Annotated in this window: 15 protein-coding genes and 1 pseudogene; 8 read left to right on the top strand and 8 right to left on the bottom strand. The window is 72.0% G+C overall.

The window, feature by feature from the left end; translation table 11 throughout:
- Positions 1 to 24 precede the first annotated feature (24 nt).
- Positions 25 to 252, top strand: coding sequence for a sigma factor-like helix-turn-helix DNA-binding protein (locus B4N89_RS37010; RefSeq protein WP_078980956.1), 228 nt, complete (start codon positions 25 to 27; stop codon positions 250 to 252).
- On the opposite strand, the gene B4N89_RS37005 is transcribed toward B4N89_RS37010, so the two are convergent.
- Positions 185 to 850: a TetR family transcriptional regulator C-terminal domain-containing protein gene (locus tag B4N89_RS37005; protein ID WP_161500950.1), complete on the bottom strand. Its 666-nt coding sequence runs from the start codon at positions 848 to 850 to the stop codon at positions 185 to 187. The two genes, B4N89_RS37010 and B4N89_RS37005, sit on opposite strands and share 68 nt — an antisense overlap.
- Positions 851 to 1021: 171 nt before the next feature.
- On the opposite strand from B4N89_RS37005, the gene B4N89_RS37000 reads away from it, so the two are divergent.
- The 3 genes from B4N89_RS37000 (at position 1022) to B4N89_RS36990 (ending at position 4442) form a co-directional block, all read left to right on the top strand.
- Positions 1022 to 1393, top strand: a complete 372-nt coding sequence (locus tag B4N89_RS37000; RefSeq protein WP_078980954.1) for a cupin domain-containing protein — start codon at positions 1022 to 1024, stop codon at positions 1391 to 1393.
- 57 nt (positions 1394 to 1450) lie between these two features.
- Complete coding sequence (locus B4N89_RS36995) at positions 1451 to 2857, top strand: NAD(P)/FAD-dependent oxidoreductase (RefSeq protein ID WP_078980953.1); 1407 nt, start codon at positions 1451 to 1453, stop codon at positions 2855 to 2857.
- Positions 2858 to 2924: 67 nt separating this feature from the next.
- Positions 2925 to 4442: a purine-cytosine permease family protein gene (locus tag B4N89_RS36990; protein WP_078980952.1), complete on the top strand. Its 1518-nt coding sequence runs from the start codon at positions 2925 to 2927 to the stop codon at positions 4440 to 4442.
- Between the two features lie 70 nt (positions 4443 to 4512).
- Here B4N89_RS36990 and B4N89_RS36985 read toward each other — a convergent pair whose 3' ends face one another.
- Positions 4513 to 6231 carry an ABC-F family ATP-binding cassette domain-containing protein gene (locus B4N89_RS36985; protein ID WP_078980951.1) on the bottom strand — a complete coding sequence of 573 codons (1719 nt, stop codon included), beginning with the start codon at positions 6229 to 6231 and terminating at the stop codon, positions 4513 to 4515.
- 527 nt (positions 6232 to 6758) lie between these two features.
- On the opposite strand from B4N89_RS36985, the gene B4N89_RS36980 reads away from it, so the two are divergent.
- Positions 6759 to 7739: an L-threonylcarbamoyladenylate synthase gene (locus B4N89_RS36980; protein WP_235619163.1), complete on the top strand. Its 981-nt coding sequence runs from the start codon at positions 6759 to 6761 to the stop codon at positions 7737 to 7739.
- A gap of 318 nt (positions 7740 to 8057) precedes the next feature.
- Here the strand turns inward: B4N89_RS36980 and B4N89_RS36975 are convergent, their stop codons facing one another.
- The 3 genes from B4N89_RS36975 to B4N89_RS36960 all read right to left on the bottom strand — a co-directional run bounded on the left by B4N89_RS36975 (position 8058) and on the right by B4N89_RS36960 (position 13632).
- Positions 8058 to 9746, bottom strand: coding sequence for a hypothetical protein (locus B4N89_RS36975; RefSeq protein WP_078980949.1), 1689 nt, complete (start codon positions 9744 to 9746; stop codon positions 8058 to 8060).
- 1394 nt (positions 9747 to 11140) lie between these two features.
- Entirely contained in the window at positions 11141 to 11947 is an 807-nt protein-coding gene (locus B4N89_RS36965) for an antibiotic biosynthesis monooxygenase family protein (RefSeq protein ID WP_078980947.1), read from the bottom strand.
- A 59-nt stretch (positions 11948 to 12006) separates the two neighbouring features.
- Positions 12007 to 13632 carry a glycosyltransferase 87 family protein gene (locus B4N89_RS36960; protein WP_235619162.1) on the bottom strand — a complete coding sequence of 542 codons (1626 nt, stop codon included), beginning with the start codon at positions 13630 to 13632 and terminating at the stop codon, positions 12007 to 12009.
- A gap of 498 nt (positions 13633 to 14130) precedes the next feature.
- On the opposite strand from B4N89_RS36960, the gene B4N89_RS36955 reads away from it, so the two are divergent.
- Entirely contained in the window at positions 14131 to 14688 is a 558-nt protein-coding gene (locus B4N89_RS36955; RefSeq protein ID WP_143658217.1) for a hypothetical protein, read from the top strand.
- Between the two features lie 830 nt (positions 14689 to 15518).
- On the opposite strand, the gene B4N89_RS36945 is transcribed toward B4N89_RS36955, so the two are convergent.
- The 3 genes and pseudogenes from B4N89_RS36945 to B4N89_RS36935 all read right to left on the bottom strand — a co-directional run bounded on the left by B4N89_RS36945 (position 15519) and on the right by B4N89_RS36935 (position 17272).
- Positions 15519 to 15893: a hypothetical protein gene (locus B4N89_RS36945; protein ID WP_078980943.1), complete on the bottom strand. Its 375-nt coding sequence runs from the start codon at positions 15891 to 15893 to the stop codon at positions 15519 to 15521.
- Positions 15894 to 15995: 102 nt separating this feature from the next.
- A pseudogene (locus B4N89_RS36940) lies at positions 15996 to 16746 on the bottom strand (aldo/keto reductase).
- Positions 16747 to 16804: 58 nt separating this feature from the next.
- Positions 16805 to 17272 (bottom strand): VOC family protein, encoded by a 468-nt coding sequence (locus tag B4N89_RS36935; RefSeq protein ID WP_078980942.1) that lies wholly within the window; start codon positions 17270 to 17272, stop codon positions 16805 to 16807.
- A 112-nt stretch (positions 17273 to 17384) separates the two neighbouring features.
- Here B4N89_RS36935 and B4N89_RS36930 point away from each other — a divergent pair, with 112 nt between their 5' ends.
- Together B4N89_RS36930 and B4N89_RS36920 are read left to right on the top strand one after the other, a co-directional pair.
- Complete coding sequence (locus B4N89_RS36930) at positions 17385 to 18374, top strand: helix-turn-helix transcriptional regulator (RefSeq protein WP_078980941.1); 990 nt, start codon at positions 17385 to 17387, stop codon at positions 18372 to 18374.
- Positions 18375 to 18800: 426 nt separating this feature from the next.
- Complete coding sequence (locus B4N89_RS36920) at positions 18801 to 19445, top strand: DUF6461 domain-containing protein (RefSeq protein WP_078981549.1); 645 nt, start codon at positions 18801 to 18803, stop codon at positions 19443 to 19445.
- Positions 19446 to 19547 lie beyond the last annotated feature (102 nt).

Genomic DNA, 19547 nt, shown 5'->3' with positions numbered 1-19547 from the left:
ACCCGCCATCGCGGCCACGCCGGAATGCCCATGCGACATCTGTCCATGCGCTTCGGCCAGGACATGACCCGGGCCCAGGTCGGCGAGCGCTTGGGGCTGTCCCGGAGGCACATCTCCCGGCTGCGCACCCGCATCCTCGTGATCTTGGATGGCCGGGATCGATCCCGGCCGCCGCCGTTCGATGTCAGGAGCGTGTGTCGCGCAACGTGCCCGGCGCGGTGCGCAGTTCGTGTTCGGCGGCGGCGAGGATGAGGGAGCGGGTGTCGTCGGCGTCGACGGCGCGGTGCAGGACGGTGTGCAGGGCGGCGCCGTCGAGCAGGGCCAGGAGGCGGCGGGCCGAGGCGGTGGGGTCGGGGGTGCGGAAGGCGCCGCGTTCGACGCCCTCCGTGATCAGGGGGGCCAGGCGTTCGACCCAGTGGTCCATCTGGCGTTCCACCTCCGCGAGGAGCGCGGGGCGGCGCGGGGCCATGCTCCAGGCGTCCAGCCACAGCCGGTTGACCTCGTAGCCCTCCTCGGCGAAGTACAGGTCGATCAGCCTGCGCAGGCGGGCCGGCGGGGTGGGGCGCTGTTCGACGTCGGCGAAGGTCGCGTGGATCTCCTCGGTGGCGGCGAGTGCGAACGCGGCGGCGACCAGGTCGTCCATGTTCGGGAAGTAGTGGTTGACCAGTCCGCCGGTGACGCCGGCCTCGACGGCGATCTGTCGCGAGGTCAACCGGTCCAAGCCTCCCGTCAGCCCCAGGCGCACGGTCGCGCGCAGGATCGTCTCGCGCCGTTCCTCCGGTGGCAGACGACGTCGTGCATCCGCCGACGTGCCCGTTCGGTCCTTTCGCGCCCCAGCACTTGACACCATGCCCCGCATCCTATTGGGTCACTGCCAAACAACGTTGTTTGGCGGGCGTACAACAAGCAGGGTGCGGGCGGGGCCCGGACGTCGACGGCGGGCGAACGCACGCCACCCCCGCATCGATCCACCGCACCCCGCGATCCATCGCCCCCGACCGCGAACCACTGTGAGGACCCCATGGACCACGCGCCCACACCGGACGCCGACATCACCGTCACCCACGCACCCGACCACCCCCTCACGCCGTTGCCGATCGACCCCGCCGACGTCCTGTCGGGAGACCCCGTCACGTCGTTCGCGGTCCTGCGCGAGGACGACCACGCCGAGCACGGCCTGTGGCAGATGACCCCCGGGTCGGCCGCCGGCGTCGAGGCCGACGAGATGTTCGTCGTGCTCGCCGGCCGCGCCACGATCGACGTCCGCAACGGCCCCACCCTCGACGTCAAACCCGGCGACGTCGGCCTCATGCGCGCCGGCACCCACGCCGTGTGGACCGTCCACGAAACCCTCCGCAAGGCGTACCGGATCACCAAACCCACCCCCGGATGACCGGACCCCACACCGCCCGCCTCGCCGAACCACCTGCGACCACGAGGAACAGCGCACATGACCAGCACCACCACCCATCTACGGGCCCTTGCCGACGCCGCGCCCACCCCGCTGTGGCTCGACGACCCCGCCGCGCCGGCACCCGCCCCCGCGTTGACCGGCGCCGCGACCGCCGACCTGGTCGTGGTCGGCGGCGGCTACACCGGCCTGTGGACCGCGCTGCGCGCCAAGGAACGCGAACCCGCCCGCGACGTCGTCCTGTTGGAAGCGCGCACCTGCGGCTGGGCCGCCTCCGGCCGCAACGGCGGCTTCGTCGCCTCCAGCCTCACCCACGGCTTCCTCAACGGCCACGACCGCTGGCCCGACGAGATCCGCACCCTGGAGCGCCTCGGCGTCGACAACCTCGACGCGATCGGCGCCGCCGTCGACACCTACGGCATCGACTGCGCCTTCGAACGCACCGGCGAACTCGACGTCGCCACCCAACCCTGGCAGCTCGACGACCTGCGAGCCCGCGCCGAACTGGAAACCTCCTACGGCAACGACGTCACCGTCCTGGACGCCGACGCCACCCGCGCCCGCGTCGATTCCCCCACCTACCTCGGCGCACTGTGGGAACCCCACGGCACCGCCCTGGTCGAACCCGCCCGCCTCGCCTGGGGACTACGCCGCGCCTGCCTCGACCTCGGAGTGCGCATCCACGAGAACACCCCCGTACAGGGCCTCACCGCCGGCGAACACACCAGCGACGTACGCACCCCCTACGGCCGAGTAACCGCACGCCACATCGCGCTGGCCACCAACGCGTTCCCCTCCCCGCTGCGCCGCGTGCGCGCCTACGTCATTCCGGTCTACGACTACTGCCTGGCCACCGAACCCCTCACCGACGCCCAGCGCGAGGCGATCGGCTGGCACGGCCGCGAAGGCATCGCCGACTCCGCCAACCAGTTCCACTACTACCGCCTCACCCACGACAACCGAATCGTGTGGGGCGGCTACGACACCATCTACCACTACGCCAACGGCCTGCGCGACGAACTGAACCACCGGCCGCGGACGTACGCCACCCTCGCCCGCCAGTTCTTCGAGACCTTCCCCCAACTCGAAGGCATCCGCTTCACCCACACGTGGGGCGGCGTCATCGACACCAGCACCCGCTTCTGCGTCTTCTTCGGCAGCGCACACGGCAAACGCCTGTCCTACGCCGCCGGATTCACCGGACTCGGCGTCGGCGCCACCCGCTTCGCCGCCGACACCATGCTCGACCTCCTGCACGGCGACGACACCGAACGCACCCGCCTGCGCATGGTGCGCGACAAGCCGCTGCCGTTCCCGCCCGAGCCCGTGCGCTGGACCGGCATCCAACTCACCCGCCGCTCCCTCGACCGCGCCGACCGCACCGACGGCCGACGCAACCTGTGGCTGCGCACCCTCGACAAATGCGGCCTCGGCTTCAACGTCTGACCCGCCCACAGCCCCGGCGCCCGAGACCCCGCGGGCGCCGGCCCGCCGCCCAGCCCCGGAGGGCCCATTGACCACCGCCGAACCCGCCGGAGCCGCCCAAGCCCCGGACCCCGTCGACGACGCGCTCGCGCCGGCAGCGCACGGCGTCGCCGGGCACATCGAGACACGCGGCATCGACCACATCCCCGACGACGAACGCCACGGCCACCCCCGCGAGTTGTTCTTCGTCTGGGCCGGCGCGAGCATCAACTACCTGCCCATCGTCCTGGGCGGCTCCCTGGTCCTGCTGGGCCTGAACACCCGGCAGGGCCTGGCGATCGTCCTGCTCGGCAACCTGTTCTGGGCGTTCAACGGCATCCTCGCCGTCAGTGGACCCGCCTCCGGCACCCCCAGCAGCATCCTCACCCGCGCCACCTACGGCATCCGCGGCAACCGTGTCGCCACCCTGATCGCGAACTGGTCGGTGTGCGTGGCCTACGCCGCCATCAACCTCGCCATGGGCTCCCTCGCCGGACACGCCCTCCTCGACCACGCCGGCATACCCGTCGACACCGCCACCGAGGCCGCCATCGTCGGCGTGCTCGCGCTCGCCACGCTGCTGATCAGCGTCTACGGCCATGCCACGATCGTGCGCCTCGGCCCGCTGTTCACCGGCGTACTGACCGCGGTGCTGGTGATGTTGGCCGTCTTCGTCGTCATCCACGCCCGGCCCGGCCACCGGCCCGCCGACGCTCCGCACGGCTCGGACCTGCTCGTCGCCGCCCTGATGGGATTCGCGATCATCGCCTCCGGCCCCCTGTCCTGGGGCACCGGCGCCGACTACGCCCGATACCTGCCCGCCCACACCTCGCGCCGCGCGGTCGCCGCCTGGACCACCCTCGGCGGATTCCTGCCCTCCGTCGCCCTGGGCGCCGTCGGCGTACTCGCCGGCACCGCCGTGGACATGACCGACCCCCAGGTCTCCCTGAAGGACATCGTCCCGGGCTGGTTCTACCCGCTGTTCCTGCTCGCCATCGTCGTCGGCTCCGTCGCCAACAACATCCTCACCACCTACAGCAGCGCCCTCGCACTCCAGGCCACCGGCATCCGCGTCGGCCAATGGACCGCCGTCCTGCTCGACGGCATCGCCGCCACCGCCATCACCGCCTACGCCCTGTTCGTCACCGACTTCCTCGACGCCCTCGACAACATCCTCGAACTCACCGTCGTCATCCTCGGGCCCGGACTCGCCATCAGCGTCGCCGACCTCATCCTGCGCCGCAACCACTACCCCGGGCCCGGCCTGCACGACGAAACCCCCACGAGCGCCTACTGGTACCACCGCGGCGTCAACGGCGCGGGCCTGGCCGCGCAGACCCTGGGTAGCGCCGCCGCGCTCCTGTGCCTGAACTCCACGATGTTCCAGGGACCGATCACCGAGCTGCTCGGCGGCGCCGACATCTCCGCCTTCGTCGGACCCCTCGTCGGCGCGGGCGTGTACACCGCGCTGTTCAGGGCTCTCTATCCCGACCACCTCGCCCGAGCCCGCCACGAAAAGCGCCACGACGCCGGGCCTGCGCACCACACCCGGACGGCCCGTCGATGAGCCACGACCTCCGGTTTCCGATTGCCGAACGCCTCGGTCGGATGCCGACAAGCAGGGCTGAATCGGCCGCTCACGCCGTCCGGTCCCGGCGGGCACCCGGCCCGCCGCCGGGTGCGAGCGTCGTCCCCGTCTCGGCACCGGCCGGTGCCGCCGGCGCACGCGCGTCGTGTCCCGGCTCCAGCCGGATCTCGCGGCCCCGCCATCGTCGGCGCAACCAGCGATCGTGGCCGGCGACCACGACGGCGCCCGGTCCGCTGCCCAGAGCCGCCTCCAACTCGTCGCACAGGCGCGGGGAGAGGTGGTTGGTGGGTTCGTCGAGCAGCAGCAGTTGGGGCGGGCGGGCCACCAGGAGGGCCAGCGCGAGTCGGCGGCGTTGTCCCACGGACAGGTCGCCGACGGGCTTGTCCAGGTCCGATCTCCGCATCAGGCCGAGTGTGCCCAGCGGCACCCTTTCGGCCCGCGCCGCACCCAGCGACAGCCGGTAGGTGTCGCGGACTGTGCGCTCGGGCCGTTCGAACACGGTGTCCTGGGTGAGCAGTCCCACCGTCAGCCGGGACCGCCGACGTACGTCGCCGTCGGCCGTGAGGTGCCCGGCGAGTACGGCGAGCAGCGTGGACTTGCCGGCCCCGTTGCCGCCGGTGACCAGCAGCCGCTCGGTGGCGGACACGTCCAGGTCGATCGGGGCGAGCCGGCCCGGCACCCGGGCGGCGCGCAGGGACACCAGCGGTTGCGGGCTCTCCTCCGCCTGTGTCGTGAGGTCCGCGGCGGCGAAGCGCAGGGGGCGCGGCGGCGCGGCGACCCGGTTGCGCTCCAGTTCCTCCAGCCGCCGGGTGGCATTGCGCACGCGGCGGGAGATCTGGTTCTGTACCCGGCCCGCGCGGTGGCCGTAGCCCATCTTCTCGTTGTCGGTGGGCCCCCGGTCCGGCGCCAGTCGGTGCGCGGTCACGCCCGCCGAGCGACGCAGCTCCGCCAGTTCCTCCCGCTCCTCGGCGTATCGCCGTTCCCAGCGCTCCCGTTCGGCGTGCTTCTCGGCCAGATAGGCGGTGTAGTTGCCGCCGTAGCGGACCGGGCCGCCGGGCGCCGGGTCGAGGTCGATCAGGTCGGTGCAGACGGCGTCCAGGAACGCCCGGTCGTGGGCGGCGATCACCACGACGCCGGGCAGGCCGCGTACCTGTTCCTCCAGGAACGCGGCGGCGTCGTCGTCGAGGTGGTTGGTCGGCTCGTCCAACAACAGCGCGGACGGCCGCCGTACGAGCAACGCGGCCAGTGCCAGCCGGCCGCGCTGTCCGCCGGAGAGGGAGCCGAGCGTGCGGTCGTGCTCCAACGTGCCGAGGCCCAGGCCCGCCAGCATCAGCGCGGCCCGGCGATCGGCATCCCAGGACTCGCGGTCCTGGGCCTGCTCCAGTCTTTTGCCGTACGCGTCGAGGAGCGCGCGGTGGCCCGGATCGTCCTCTTGGACGCGGGCCAGTTCCGCACCCAGCCGATCCAACTCCGCGAGGTCCGCGCGGGCCTCGCGCAGGGCCTCGTCCAGGACGGCGGCCACGGTGGAGTCGGCGTCGAACGGCATCTCCTGCGGGAGGAAGCCGAGGTCGTCGGGGCGGGTGACGCTTCCCGAGTCGGCTTCGTCCACACCGGCGAGTACGCGCAGCAGAGTGGACTTGCCGACGCCGTTCTCCCCGATCAGGCCGATGCGGTGGCCGGGGGAGGCGGTGAGGGAGACACCGTCCAGGACACGTCGGCCGCCCGGGGAGCGAACGATGTCGTGGGCGAGCAGGGCGGGTTGGGGCACGAGACCGACCTCGGAGACGGGAAGGGGAGAGCCTGGACTCCGCCTTCGGCAGACGTGGTAAACGGGGCACGACGAAGCCGGCCACATCGGCGGCACCTCGAGGCGCCGGCCGCAGGCCGTCACATCCGGTTCTCACCCGGAGATGTCGTCTTCACCCGCCACGTCTGCAACTCCTCGACACGAGACGTCAGTCGTCCGCACCCTAACATTTCGCTTCCCCGGTTCGGAGCGTCGCCGCGAGCGCCCGACCGCTGCGACCGGGAGGCCGGGAAGCAGGACGCCGTGGAATACCGCTCGGGCCGGCCTGGGTCGGACCCCCGGAAGCGAGGGCTGGGCATCATGGCCGTTCCCACCCCACGGCAAGCCCCCATGGGCGGGAGGACGGCGCCGAGGACGACGGCAACCCGGGCCACCGCCGACCGCGGTGGAAGGGGAAGGGGGCTTCCGCCGTTCGTGCGGCGCCTGCGCGCACGGCTCGCGTGCCCTGCCGCGGATGTCGTGCCCGTGACGGTGGGACGATGGTCGGCGTGACGAAGACGAGAACCGATGAGATCGCGAAGGCCGTCGCCGTGCTGCGCGACGGGGGCCTGGTCGCCCTCCCGACCGAGACGGTGTACGGTCTGGGCGCCGACGCCGAGAACCCCGCCGCCGTCGCGCGCATCTTCACCGCCAAGGGCCGCCCGCCCGACCATCCGCTGATCGTCCACCTCGCCGGTGCGGAACGGTTGGCCGACTGGGTCGCCGAAGTGCCCGAGACAGCCCGCCTGTTGGCCGAACACTTCTGGCCCGGGCCGCTCACGCTGGTGCTGCGCCGGGGTCGGCGGGTATCCCCGGAGGCGACCGGCGGCCTGGAGACCGTGGCCGTACGCGTGCCCGACCATCCCGTCGCGCTGGCGCTTCTCTCGGCCTTCGGCGGCGGAATCGCGGCCCCGTCCGCCAACCGCTTCGGCTCGGTCAGTCCCACGACGGCGGATCACGTCCGCGCCGAACTCGGCGACGCCGTCGACTTCGTCCTGGACGGCGGCCCCTGCGACGTCGGCGTCGAGTCCACCATCGTCGACGCCACGGGCGACGTCCCGAGCATCCTGCGCCCCGGCGGTGTCACGCGCGAGGATCTCGAAGCCGTGCTGGGCTACTCGCTCGCGGTCGACGCGACCGGTCGCGTCCCGGTGCCGGGCCGACACCCCTCGCACTACGCGCCTCGCGCGCACGTGGTGCTCGTCGATCCCGAACGGGTCGTCCCCGAAGCGGAACTCGCCCAGGAGTCGGGCCGACGGGTGGGCGTCCTGCTCCCCACCGCCTACGCGGACACCCCGGTGAAAGCGCACGCCGTGACGGCCGTCCCCGAATCGCTCATCGCCTACGCGCGCGAACTGTACGCGATGCTGCGCGAATTCGACCGCCTCGAATGCGACCTCGTCGTCGCCTCCCTGCCGGCGGAAAACGGCCTCGGACTCGCCATCGCCAACCGACTCCGCCGCGCCGCAGGCCCCAGACCCGCACACTGACCCGACTGCGACTTCGCCCGGCCCGTCCCGGGTGGCGCGGGGTGGGCCACGGCCCGTCCCGCGCCCCGCCGATTCGTCCGCATCGCTATCGCCCCGAACAATCCGCGACGCAGGTCGGACGCGATCCGGCCGTCGCCGGTTCGGGCGATGTGGTGGGCACGACCGCCTGCGGCCCGGCCGCTGCGCCCCGGCACCACCACGGCGTCGGCCGGAACGGACGGTGCCGCCCGCCCCCGGGCCGGGTGCGGGCGTCCGTCGGATGTCCACACCGTAGTACCGGGCGCGTGTCGGTCACCCCGGGCGTGGTCGCCGCTCCGATCACGGGGCCGGGTCCACCGCATGTACGACCGCTCGGTCTCCGTCGCCGGTGAGCAGGATCGCGCGGCCGGCGCTGACGCCCCAGGGGATGGCGGCGCCGTCCGGCACCGTGACGACGCCGGTCACCGTCAACGCGACAGGGTGAAGGTCGCGCGTGCCGTACACCCGTCCGCCGGCGACGGAGCGGGCGACCACGCCGGGGGTGACCGACGCGCGGCCCTCGGCGAGGTCGACGACGACCGGTCCCAAGGCCGCGAGGGGATCGCCGCTCGGGTGGATCCAGGCACTCGACAAGGATCCGATGGGGGCGTCGGCGCCGGCCAGTACCCGGCCGGAGGAGGCGTCGTGCACGGCGAGTGTTTCGCTGCCGTCCCCGGGCCCGGACCATACGACGGCGACCACTCCTTGCCCGCCGCCGGCCATGCGCAGTATGCGTGCGCCGGGGCGCGGCGGTAGTGGAGTCACCACACGTGTCCGCCCGTCGAAGCCGAGCAACTCCCAGGGGCCGACCGCGCGTCCCGCGAGGACGTGCGCCGTGTCGGCCGCCATCGCCACGGTCCCGGGAGACAACCGCACCGGGACGAGGGCTTCGCCGCGCAGCGCCGCGGCCGATCCGTTTGGTCCGGTCACCAGCGGGAGGGTCCCGGCGTAGCTGATGTGGGCGCCGGGCGCGAACCGGACGGCGGTGGGTGGGCGCGCGGGTCGGGGAGCGCGGAGTGGGGGCCACACCAGGAGCCCGCCCTCGGTCTCGGCGACGAGTACCGGCGCGGCCGTGTCGCCGGTCGCGTGCAGCGCGAGGTTGCCCGCCGGCAGCGGCTCGCCGGCCCAATCGATCCGCCCGTCGTGCGGATCCAGGAGGGCGACACGACGGTCCGGCGTGAGGATGGCAAGGACACTCCCGAGTGCTGCCACGCTCGGCCGGCCGGCTCCCGGCGGCGCGATCGACCGCGACCAGGCGGATGTTCCACGCCAGCCGGCCGGAGCGGCGACCGCGGCGGGTTCGGCACGTGAGGCCGTGCTCGTTCGGGAACCCGCGGACTCGTCGTCGGGCCATACGAGGACCGCGACGACCGTGACCGCCGCCGCGACCGCGAGGCCGATCGCGACCGGCGTGACGCGCGGGCCGGAACGGGACGCACGCCGCCGCGCGCGATCGGGGCGCGCGGGCGTGGTCGACGGCGCGCCCTCGGCGGGCGGCTGGGCGGCTTCGGGCGGGTCCGGTGTCTCGTGTGGGCCGTGCTCGTCCCCGACGTGCCCGTCGGTGGCCTGCCCCGGTGGGTGCTCCTCGTCGATGCGGGCCCACCACTCGCCGAAGGCACTGTCGTGGTCGTCGGTCGGTGTGGTCGGTGTGGTCGATGCCGCGCCCTCCTCGCTTGACGGGGTGTGTACCTCCCTGTCGGGGACGTCCGGGTCGGGATCGGGATCGGGATGGGGCTCGGCCAAAAACGTGAGCGTCCCGTCGGGGTCGACGAGCAGGGGATAGCGCGTGCCGTTCGGGTCGACGTCGATCGCGCGCACGGGCCGGTCCAGGAGGGACGCCGTGAAGCGGACCTCGTCGATGGCGGCATGCCGGGCTTCCGCTCCCTCGGGAACGTAGACGGGCGTGCCGTCCACGGTCGCGGCCCCCTCCGCGGGGTACTCGATGACGAACACCGGCGTGGCCGGGACGTCGGAGGCGTGGGTGGTCAACGGTTCTCCCGAGGTCTCGGACGGTGCGGGTGGAGGCGGATGTCGTCAGCGACAGGCCGATGAAGCGCAGGTGGCCGGACCGATCCCGGAACGAATGGGAACCCGACCCCGCAACAGGATCATCTTCTCGACCACGGTCGGTTCCTTGCTGTCCTTCGATCGAGTGATTCCGGCACCCGGTTTCCGTGCAATCTGGTAAGCGCTCGCCGGATCGCGATATCCGTTCAACGAGCGGCCGACGCCTCGGCAACGGACCGGTCGCCGGATCGCGGCGGCAACGGCGCCGGAAGGCGCCCGAACCGGGGGGCCGAAATCGCCGGAACCCACCGGAATCCACCGGAATCCCCGAGTAACCCTCGGAGCATGCGGGCGTTAGCCCCGACAGGACCGACCGACCTCATGCTCCCGGAGGAACGCGTGCACATCACTCGACCGGCTGCCGCAGCGGCCCTCCTGCTCCTGCTCGTGGCCGCCTGCGACACCGCGCCGGCCACCACTCCCACCCGAGCCCTCGATCCCGCCTTGGCCGCGAACAGCATGCCTGTTCCCGGCGTCGGAGCAGGCGCCGGGGCCGGGGCAGGTGGCGCCTGGCCGTCCACACCGACTCCCCTCGGCGCGACCGATCCGGCGACTCCGGCCGGGACCGTACCTCCCGACCCGCACAGAGCGGGCCCGTCCGCCGACACCCGACCAACCGCGTCCTCCTCGTCGTCGCGTGGATCCGGCGCGTCGGACCGGACCGACCATTCCGCCACTTCCGGGACATCGGGCCGACGCGGTCAACCCGACCGCAGCACGTCCGGGGCGGGCGCCGTCGACCCGTGGGCCGTCTGCGACTTCGGCTCTCGGTTCAGCGGCCGGAAGGACAACGCCCCCGAAGCCCGCATCTGCCGCTCCACCCACGGCTGACCCGCACCGGCCGGATCCGCGTCCCTGCCCGCCTTCCGCGACTCGGCTCGGCCATCCCCCGTGTCCGTGTCCGAACGAAGCCACCGCCACACCGGCGCCGAGTGCATGGTCCGCGGGGAGTTCCGGACTCGCGAGGACGGCTCGGAACACACGTGCGAGCGGCGTGGGGAGCCGCGTGAGACGACGTCGCCCGGCACGGTGCCGCTCTCGGTGGCGCGGGCTCGACGTCACGGCCCGGCCCGGGGCGGCCGGTATGCACCGCAACCGCCCCGCCGGCGAGGATATCGCCGCGTACCTCCCGGCCGACCGCACGCCGGTGACGTGCCTCGTGGTTCCCGCCGACATGGCACGAACGCCGATCCGGGCCGGAAGCTCGACTCCGAGTACTTCAAGAGCAAGCCCGAAGTGGCGCGACCGGGACTTTCCGGCCGCGCCGCTTCGTGCCCGTTCCTCGTACAACCCGCACTTGCCCGCGGTGCCCGGGCTCAGGCGACGCAGACTCCCGCGACGGCCGCCGGCTTGACGAGTCGGCGCAGACAGGTGGTGCCCTTCGGGTAGTTCACCGCGAGCGCGGCGAACTCGGGTGCGGTGACTGCATCGCTCAGCGCCTGAGCGGATTCCCACACCGCCAGGTTAACGAACACCCGGCTACCCGACGTGCCTTGGTGCATCCGGGTGGAGATGAATCCGGGGCGCGTCTTCAGGTACGCGGCATGAGCCGTCCAGCCCGCCAGAACAGTCTGCTCGCCTCCCTCCGGCGAAACCAGCACGTCGAGAAGCACACAGGGACCGGTATCCGCCCCGAGCTGCGCGAAGAAGGGCCGGCGTGCGTCGAACTCGGCGAAATCCAAGCCGTCGTCCGTCGCACCGGTGGTTCCTCCCGGCACCGCCTCGGCCGACTGCGCAACCGTTACCGGCACGCCCAGGCAAAGTCCCGGCACCGCGATCGGTCGGACCAGGTGCGGGTAGGCCACAGTGCCGTCCGGATACGCCGCCAGACCGGCTTGGAAAGCCTCCTGCCGGAAGGCGTTGCCCAGTGCGCCGACGGATTCCCACACGGCCGCATTCATTATCACGTGGCCGGCGTCGGTGTCCGTGTACAGCTGCACCGAGATGCATCCGGGCTGCGCCCGCATGACGACGGCGCCCACACGCCACGCCTCGAGGACCTCCGCGAGGCGTCCGTCCGGGGCGACGAACGTGTTGACGATGACTACGGGGCCGTCGTCGGAGTCGTCCTGCAGTTGCTGGGAAAAGGGCGTGGAAGGGTCCAGCGATTCGAGCTCGATCATGAGTGCACCTCCGATAAGGGCATCGGGTGAAGCGGGGGCCGGCGGGTTCACCGACCGGCTCAACCCATGCGGAGTTTTTCGCCGCCGCTCGAGATCAGTCTGCCGTCACGTCCGTAGGCCAGGAGGAGGGCGTGGTCGGTGCTGGTGGCGGCTATGGAGAATCCTCGTGCGCCCGGGAGGCGACGGTCCTCGATCGGTCCGGACGTGATCATTTCGGGCCGGCCGTGTTCGGGGGCGCGCAGCGGTGCACTGCCGGGGCCGGGCTGGGGCAGGAGGGGGACGTCGAGGGCCTTTGTGCCCTCGACGGGGACGAAGACCAGGCGTGCCACCTCCGGGCCGACTTGACCTTGGATCGTCACCATCCCGCTCGAACCGCCCCGCCCGCCACCGAAGTTGAGTTGTCGTCCGCCGACCGGGTCCACGGCGCTCTCACACGCGTAGCCGACCGTACCGTCCGCCCGCAGTGTCGATGTGTACCCTTCGCATCCGTTCGTCGGCGCCCCCCACAACGCCTCGTCGCGATGGTCGGGCGTCTCGAATCGTACGGCGACGGGCGACTCCCGAACGAGGAGCATCACCGCACCGGCCGCCACCGCGACGACGCCCGCATAGGCCATGGCCGTACGCGGGCGAACGACCAATCGCACACCCGGCAGGAGCCCCACCGTCGCCGGGGCCCGGTGTCGCAGCGGCGCCAGGCCCCAGGTGCACACCGCGAGCGCCGCGAGCAACCGCACGTTCTCCCGGGCGAATCCGGCCGGGAGCCATCCGCCGACACTGAAGGTCATGGCCACCAACAGCACGACGCCCCACGCCATGCGAGTCCGGCGCGGACCCGCCATCAGCAGCAGGCCCGCCAGGACCGGCCACACCTGGTGGTGCGTCCACGACACGGGCGAGGCCACCACCGTTGCGCATCCCACCACGACCACGCCCCGCGCGGTGTGGCCCTCGCGGTGGCACTGACGCGCACCGACCAACGCCACCGCACACACCAGGGCCGACAGCACCAGCCACGCCGCGGCGCGTTCCGGGGGCACCACCCCGACTCGTATCAACGCGCCGTTGAGGGACTGGTTGCCGTTCGCGGCCAGGTTGCCGATGCGTGAGGTGCTGAAGATCGCGTCGGTCCAGAACGTCGTCGACGCGGCCGGCCACATCACGTGGGCCAGCCCCGTGCACGCCGCGAACGACGCACCCGCGCGCATCGCGTCTCGGCGCCGGCCGGTGACCCACAGGTAGGGCACGAACAGCAGTGGGGTCAGCTTGATCGCCGACGCCACCCCGATCAGCACCCCGCGCACGGGACGTGGCGTGAGATCGAGCGCGTCCACGAACGCCAACAGCACCAGGAACACGCTGACCTGGCCGAACCGCAGATTGCTCTGGATCGGCGCCGACACCATCAGGACCGCGGCCGCCACGAGCGTCAACGTCACCTGGCGGCGCCGTCCCACGATTCCCCGCCGCGTGGTGAGCGCAGCCGCGATCGAGACCACCGCGACCGGCGTGGCACCAAGCCACACCAGGCGCGCGACCGGCTCGGACATCCACCCCAGCGGCTGGAACACCGCAAGCGCGAACGGCGGATACGTGAACGGATCACCGTTCTCCGCCACGTACTCGTACAGCGGCACCCCGTCGCCCACCGCACGCACCGCACCGATGTACACATGCAGGTCCATCTGCCGATCCCACGACGGCAGATGCCACGCCGACCACAATGACCACACCACCGCGGCCACGAAGCACAAAAGCGCCGCGGGTAACGCGAGAACCCGGGTCGACAGCGCCCGGCGCGCACCGACAACACCCGGCGGATCCATCCTGTCACCATTCATGACACCGGATTCTGCCGCCACCACATCCGACCCCCCGCGCGGGGTGACGGGTAGTCAGACCCGATCGATGGCAAACCGCCGGCTACCGGCACGCGGTGCACCGACGGCAAGTAATCGCCGAAGCCGCCCACTCCCGCCCCGCCCGAACTCACGGAGCGCGTCACCACTGCCGCCCCCGGCCCCTCCCGTACCCGTAACCGCAGGCCGGACCTGCTCGTTGTCCGACTGCGGCTGTCGGTCCGCGCCAAAGGCCGAGTGCCCGTATCCGAAGGCGGCAGCGGTGGGGCAGGCCCTCCGTCCTCGCCGCACCTCCCTCAACCACGTTCGTCAGCGAGGTTCTGCATGACTCCCACGCGACTCCTCGGTATGGGACTGGCCGGCCTGTCGGCCGTGACGACGCTCATGGCCGCAGGCCCGGCGAGTTCGACCGAATTCGGTACGCACGCGTTGCCGGTTCCCGTTGTGCAGACCTGTACGGGGATCCTGAACGAGACGTTCACCCCGGGGTTGAACTCGACGCTGCGCCAGGTCACGGCCGAAGGCAGCGGCGAGTTGACGTCCTGTCTGCCGTTCGGTGACCCGCTGCCCGCTTCGGGCCGCGTGACGTCCACCATGTCGGGGGTCATGAGCTGCACCGGCGGCACCCGCACCCGCAGCACGACCATCACCTGGGACGACGGCGGGAGCAGCACGCTCGAGGAGTCGGGCGGCGTCGAGATCCCGGCCGGCGGCGGGCGGACGGCGGTCTTCAGGGGGAAGATCCTCTCCGGGCGCTTCGCCGGTGCCACGACGGTCACCACGCGAACCCTCTCCCCGCTGCCGAGCCCGCAGTGCGAAACCGAGGAGGGCCGTACCGAGATCAGCGGCCCGCTGACGGTCGAGATCACCCACCTGCCCTGACGCACTTCCTGGCGCCGGGCGGATCGCACGAGGAGGCCGCGAAACCGGCGGGGAGGGCGCCACGAAGCTTCCGGCTGCCGGCCGCGTGCGCAGGACATTGCGGGACGGGGCATGAACCGCGGCGGTGATCCGCGCCCGGGCCCGCACGAGCGCGGAGACCGGATCCGGGAGCGGGCTGCTTCCGGATCCGCCGCGATCAGGGGCCGGCGGCACGGTGCCACCTCGTGACGTCCGTCAGGGTGTGTGCCCGATGGCATTGCTCCGGGCATCGGTATCAAGGTGGCGGGCCGCTATCCGTGCGGCGCTGCTCTTGAGAGAACTCGCGACGTCTCGCAGGTGGGACCTGCTGTACGAGTCGGTCGACCAGCCGAGGTCGTCCATCCCTTTGACCACAAGCAGCAACTCTTCGGCTGCCGAGGTCAGTCGTTGGGCCAGGGTGGCCATGTCCCCCGGGTCCCGTTCCATTTCCTGTCTCCGATCGTCGCCGGGCCGAGCGGCCGACGGGCTGCGAAGCCGTCGGGGTTTCCCTTCCTCCGGCCTCGCCGGCCGCTCGGTGTCGCTCAGGATGTGCACGAGATGCCAACCGCTTTCGCGCGGGTGGATGCTTCGGCGCTTCCCGTGGAGGTGCACTCCATGCGCGATGGTGGCGTATTGCCTTTCGGTAGCTCGGTACGGCCCCTCACCGCCCCGGCGTGCCGCGAAGCGCGTACCGCCCGCACTTTCGGGGCGCGCTGCGGCCTCACCGGTTCGGAAGGGGCCCCTCTTCGGTCAGGGTCCTCGCCTTCGGCCTCGCCGGCCGATCGTGGTCGAAACGTGTCGGGCAGGGTGTGTCACTGGTTGGAATAGCTGACGTCACCCACGGTCCAGGCGCTGATGTCCTGGATCGCGACGCGATACATTCCGCCCGTTTCGGGGATCCCGATGCTGCCCTGCACCACCCGGGCAAGGTGGAAGTGCAGGCGCGTGGGCGCGGAGTCGCGGTCGGGACGGCTCGCGGTCGGGTCGACCGCGAAGACGTCGGCGAAGGGACCGAGGCGATCCGAGTCGCTCAGGACCTCCGACACGCGCTCCCGCCACACGGCTTCGGGGGCCAGGCGACCGGTGATGACGGCTCCGCCGACCACCACGGTCAACGACATCTGATTGCTTTGCCCGGCCTCAACCATGGCCGCGATGTTCACAAGCAGTTCGTCAGGGTTCGACATGGAAGCCGATTGTATTCAGCACCCCGCCGGGGCGCCCGGGCGGACGCGGAATCCCCGGCCCCGGTCTGCGGGAAGCAAGCACCGTGAAGGCCGAAGCCGTCGTCACTGCGGCGACCGGCGGCGTGCCGCCCGGGTTTCGGCGGGGCGGCGGCGGAGGTGCGGCTGTGCGAGCACCGGTGGTACGTAGGCGATTGTCGACGGGTCCGACGTCGGGGCCCGGCGGCACGATCTCGTCGATGCGGTCGAGGAGGTCGTCGTCGAGGAGCGTGTCCGCTCCGGCGAGCAGGTCGTCGAGTTGGTCGGGTGTCCGTGGGCCGATGATCGCCGAGGTGACCGCGGGGTGGGCGGTCGCGAACGCCAGAGCGAGCTTGCGTTCGTCGGTCATGTGCCGCCGCGCCCAGTGCAGGCGCCCCGCCGAGGCCGTTTCCGCGCTGCCCTTGCGGAAGCGACCGGCGAGCAGGCCCATCGCCAGGGGGCTCCATACCAGGACGCCCAGCCCGTAGCGTGCGCAGACCGGCAGGATCTCGCGTTCGATCCCGCGGTTGAGGATCGAGTAGTGCGGCTGTTCGGAGCGGAAGCGGGCGAGCCCGCGCCGTTCGGCCACCCACTGGGCTTCGACGATGTCGGAGGCGGGCAGGTTGGAGTGGCCGATCGCGCGGATCCTGCCCGCGCGCAAGCCACCGCCGCCATGGACGTCGGCGGTGTCGATGACGTTGATGCCGGCATCGAGGGCGCGGTGGACGATGCGGACGCAGTCGTCGGGGTCGGGGTTGCCGTGCCGGCCGAACATCATCGTGCCCAGGGTGTACACGCCGCTCTGGATGCCGGTCCGGCCCAGCGGACGGGTTCGCATGGGTTCCTCCCGGGGGTGGAGGTGTGCGGCCGGACCGGCCGCACACCTCGCGGAACGGTCAGGCCTGGGTGTACTCGGCCGCGACGTCGACGATCCAGGTGACGCCGAAGCGGTCGGCCAGCATCCCGAAGGCGGGCGCCCACCGGGCGGGGCCGAACGCCTCGATCACGGTCGCGCCCTTGGCGAGGCCCTCCCACACGGGGGTGACCTCGTCGATGCTGTCGCCGCGAACGGATAGGAAGAACGGTTCCCGGGTGATCGTGGTGCCGTTCTCCCGACGCGTGGTGGGCGCGGCGGGGGCGGCCGACGTGTGCTCGCCGGGTACGTCGTAGGCCATGACCCGGAAGCCGTTGTCGGCGACGACCTGGCCGAACACGACGTTCGTCGCGCCGGGCAGTTCGGCGGGCATTCCGAAGTCGGCGTAGGTGGCGACGGTGAGCCGGCCGCCGAAGACCGACCGGTAGAACTCCAGGGCTTCGCGGGCCTGGCCGTGGAAGTTCAGGTGTGCGACAGCGTTGAGCGACATCTTGTTCCGGTCCTTCGGAGTGGTCTCGGGTGCCGGAGGCTTCCGGCGACGGGACCGACGATGCCCGGGGTACAGGTCAAAGAACGTCCGCTACTCGTGGCATGGTGAAAACATGCCGATCACCTCCTCGACGACGACCTCCGGCCGGTTGCTGGCGCTGCTGTCCATACTGCAGGCCCGCCGCGACTGGCCGGGCGGCCTGCTCGCCGAGCGGCTGGGCGTCAGCGAGCGCACCGTGCGCCGCGACGTCGACCGGTTGCGCGAACTGGGTTACCCCGTGCAGGCGATCAAGGGGCCCGACGGCGGCTACCGGCTCGAAGCGGGCAGCCGGATGCCGCCACTGCTGTTCGACGAGGAGCAGGCGGTCGCGCTGGCCGTGGCGCTGCGGATCGCCGTCGGGACGGGCGCGGGCATCGAGGAGGCGGCCGCGCGGGCGCTGGCCACCGTGCGGCAGGTGCTGCCGTCGCGGTTGCGGCAGCGGGTCGAGGCCCTCGAGATCAGCGCGGCCGGGAGCGGCGTCGATCCGCAGGTTGATACCGGAATCCTGCTGACGCTGAGTGCCGCGGTCCGCGCGGGGGAGGAACTGCGGTTCGACTACCGCCGACCGGGGCGTACCGAGGATGCCGAGCCGCGCCCGCCCCGCCGGGTGCAGCCACATCACCTGGTGGCGCGGGCCGGGCGCTGGTACGTCGTCGGCTGGGACCCCGACCGCGGCGACTGGCGGACCTTCCGTGTCGACCGGATGACACCGCGGGTCCCGACCGGGCCGCGGTTCGCTCCCCGTGAAGTGCCCGGTGGCGACGTGGCCGCCTTCCTGTCGGCCCGGTTCAAGGGCTCCCGGAGTGCGGACGCCTGGCCCTGCCGTGGCGAAGTGATCCTCGGCCTGCCGGTGGCGGAGGTGGCCCCGTTCGCCGGCGACGGTGTCGTCGAGGAACTCGGCGCCGACCGCACCAGGCTGACCACGGGATCCTGGTCCTGGACCGCCCTCGCGGCGGCGTTGGCCCGCTTCGACGCCGAGATCGAGGTGGTTGACCCGCCGGAGCTGCGTACGGCCTTCGCGGACCTGTCCCGACGCGCCGGCCGCGCCGCGGGGATCGGATAGGCCGGCAGGCCAAAGCCGGCGAACTCCACGACGGCGACAGCCTTCTGCGCCCTCGGGCACCTCCGCCCCGGCGCGCCGGAGGCAGGAAGAGGAGCGCGGACCACCTCTCCTATCCCACCGCCTTGCGCCGTCCCTACTCGTCGCCGGCGTCCATGGCATTGCGGGTGACCCGGATGTGTACCGCGACTCACGAGTGCTGTCGAGTCAGGCGGGAAGTCCGCTACACGCGAGGGTGCTTGGTCGGCGTGCCTCCGCCGGCCACCGCGGCGGGGGCACGACCGACGCCCGCGACGCCTACGTCGTGGCCGACCAGGCACGTATGCGTCGCGACCTGCGACCCGTTGTGCCGGAGCCCGGGTCTCGAAGGCGCTTCCCGGGTTGCGGGCTGCGTCCGTCGTGTCGTCGTCGTGGTGGATGATCAACGTCATGGGTGCGACGGGTTCCGAGTATGTGTGGTTCGAGGAGTTGTTTCCCGACCTTGCCGAAGCGTGCTGCCTCACGCTCGTGGAGGGACTGGATCCCGACGAGGTGCTGCGGCGGCTCGGCGGGTCCGAGGCGCCGTCGCTGACCGGCGCCACGGCCATCACCGAGGCCGCGTTCGCGATGCCGGAAGAGTCGGACGGCCGGCGACAGTTGCTTGCGATGGCCCAGCTGGGGAGCTGGACACTGGTGGTCGAACCCAACGGCTACCTGGGCGTCACCGAGGACCGGGCGCTGCCCGCCTCTGCGGGGACGCGCTGGATCTCGCACTTCGTGAACATCAACGGCGTGGACGCGTGGGTGTGGGCCGAGGACGGTGACCTGCGCTTGGCGTTCGAGCCGACGCTTCCCGAGTCGCGGCGGGGCAGCGATCCGGACGGGTATGTCGACGCCATGCGGGCGGCCGGCTTCGATTTCGCGCCGGATCCTCCGGACGACTACGTGCCGGCGCGGGCCTGCTTCGCCTTCGCGGAACACCTCACGGGCGTGGTGCTGACCGCAGGGGTCTTCGAGAGGACGGCCTTCCGGTGCGGCAGCGCGCCGATCCGCATGCCGCCCACCGTCACGTCCACCGGTGCCGGATCTCGGTGAACGCTCCGATCCCGCCGGGGTTCCACGAATCCTCGTCAGCGCGATGACCACCCCGAAGAGTGCGGCTACCGCGATCCCCGACGCGTCAGGCACATACTCGGC

Source organism: Embleya scabrispora (genome assembly GCF_002024165.1).
GTDB lineage: Bacteria > Actinomycetota > Actinomycetes > Streptomycetales > Streptomycetaceae > Embleya > Embleya scabrispora_A.
The sequence above is the reverse complement of the archived record's forward strand: the minus strand, read 5'-3'. Positions and strand labels throughout refer to the sequence as shown.

What these genes read in the sequence shown, in the direction of transcription:
- B4N89_RS37010 (WP_078980956.1), top strand. Translation starts at nt 25, where the DNA reads ATGCCCATGCGACATCTGTCCATGCGCTTCGGCCAGGACATGACCCGG.
- B4N89_RS37005 (WP_161500950.1), bottom strand. Translation starts at nt 850, where the DNA reads ATGGTGTCAAGTGCTGGGGCGCGAAAGGACCGAACGGGCACGTCGGCG.
- B4N89_RS37000 (WP_078980954.1), top strand. Translation starts at nt 1,022, where the DNA reads ATGGACCACGCGCCCACACCGGACGCCGACATCACCGTCACCCACGCA.
- B4N89_RS36995 (WP_078980953.1), top strand. Translation starts at nt 1,451, where the DNA reads ATGACCAGCACCACCACCCATCTACGGGCCCTTGCCGACGCCGCGCCC.
- B4N89_RS36965 (WP_078980947.1), bottom strand. Translation starts at nt 11,947, where the DNA reads ATGATCGAGCTCGAATCGCTGGACCCTTCCACGCCCTTTTCCCAGCAA.
- B4N89_RS36960 (WP_235619162.1), bottom strand. Translation starts at nt 13,632, where the DNA reads ATGGACCTGCATGTGTACATCGGTGCGGTGCGTGCGGTGGGCGACGGG.
- B4N89_RS36955 (WP_143658217.1), top strand. Translation starts at nt 14,131, where the DNA reads ATGACTCCCACGCGACTCCTCGGTATGGGACTGGCCGGCCTGTCGGCC.
- B4N89_RS36945 (WP_078980943.1), bottom strand. Translation starts at nt 15,893, where the DNA reads ATGTCGAACCCTGACGAACTGCTTGTGAACATCGCGGCCATGGTTGAG.
- B4N89_RS36935 (WP_078980942.1), bottom strand. Translation starts at nt 17,272, where the DNA reads ATGTCGCTCAACGCTGTCGCACACCTGAACTTCCACGGCCAGGCCCGC.
- B4N89_RS36930 (WP_078980941.1), top strand. Translation starts at nt 17,385, where the DNA reads ATGCCGATCACCTCCTCGACGACGACCTCCGGCCGGTTGCTGGCGCTG.
- B4N89_RS36920 (WP_078981549.1), top strand. Translation starts at nt 18,801, where the DNA reads ATGGGTGCGACGGGTTCCGAGTATGTGTGGTTCGAGGAGTTGTTTCCC.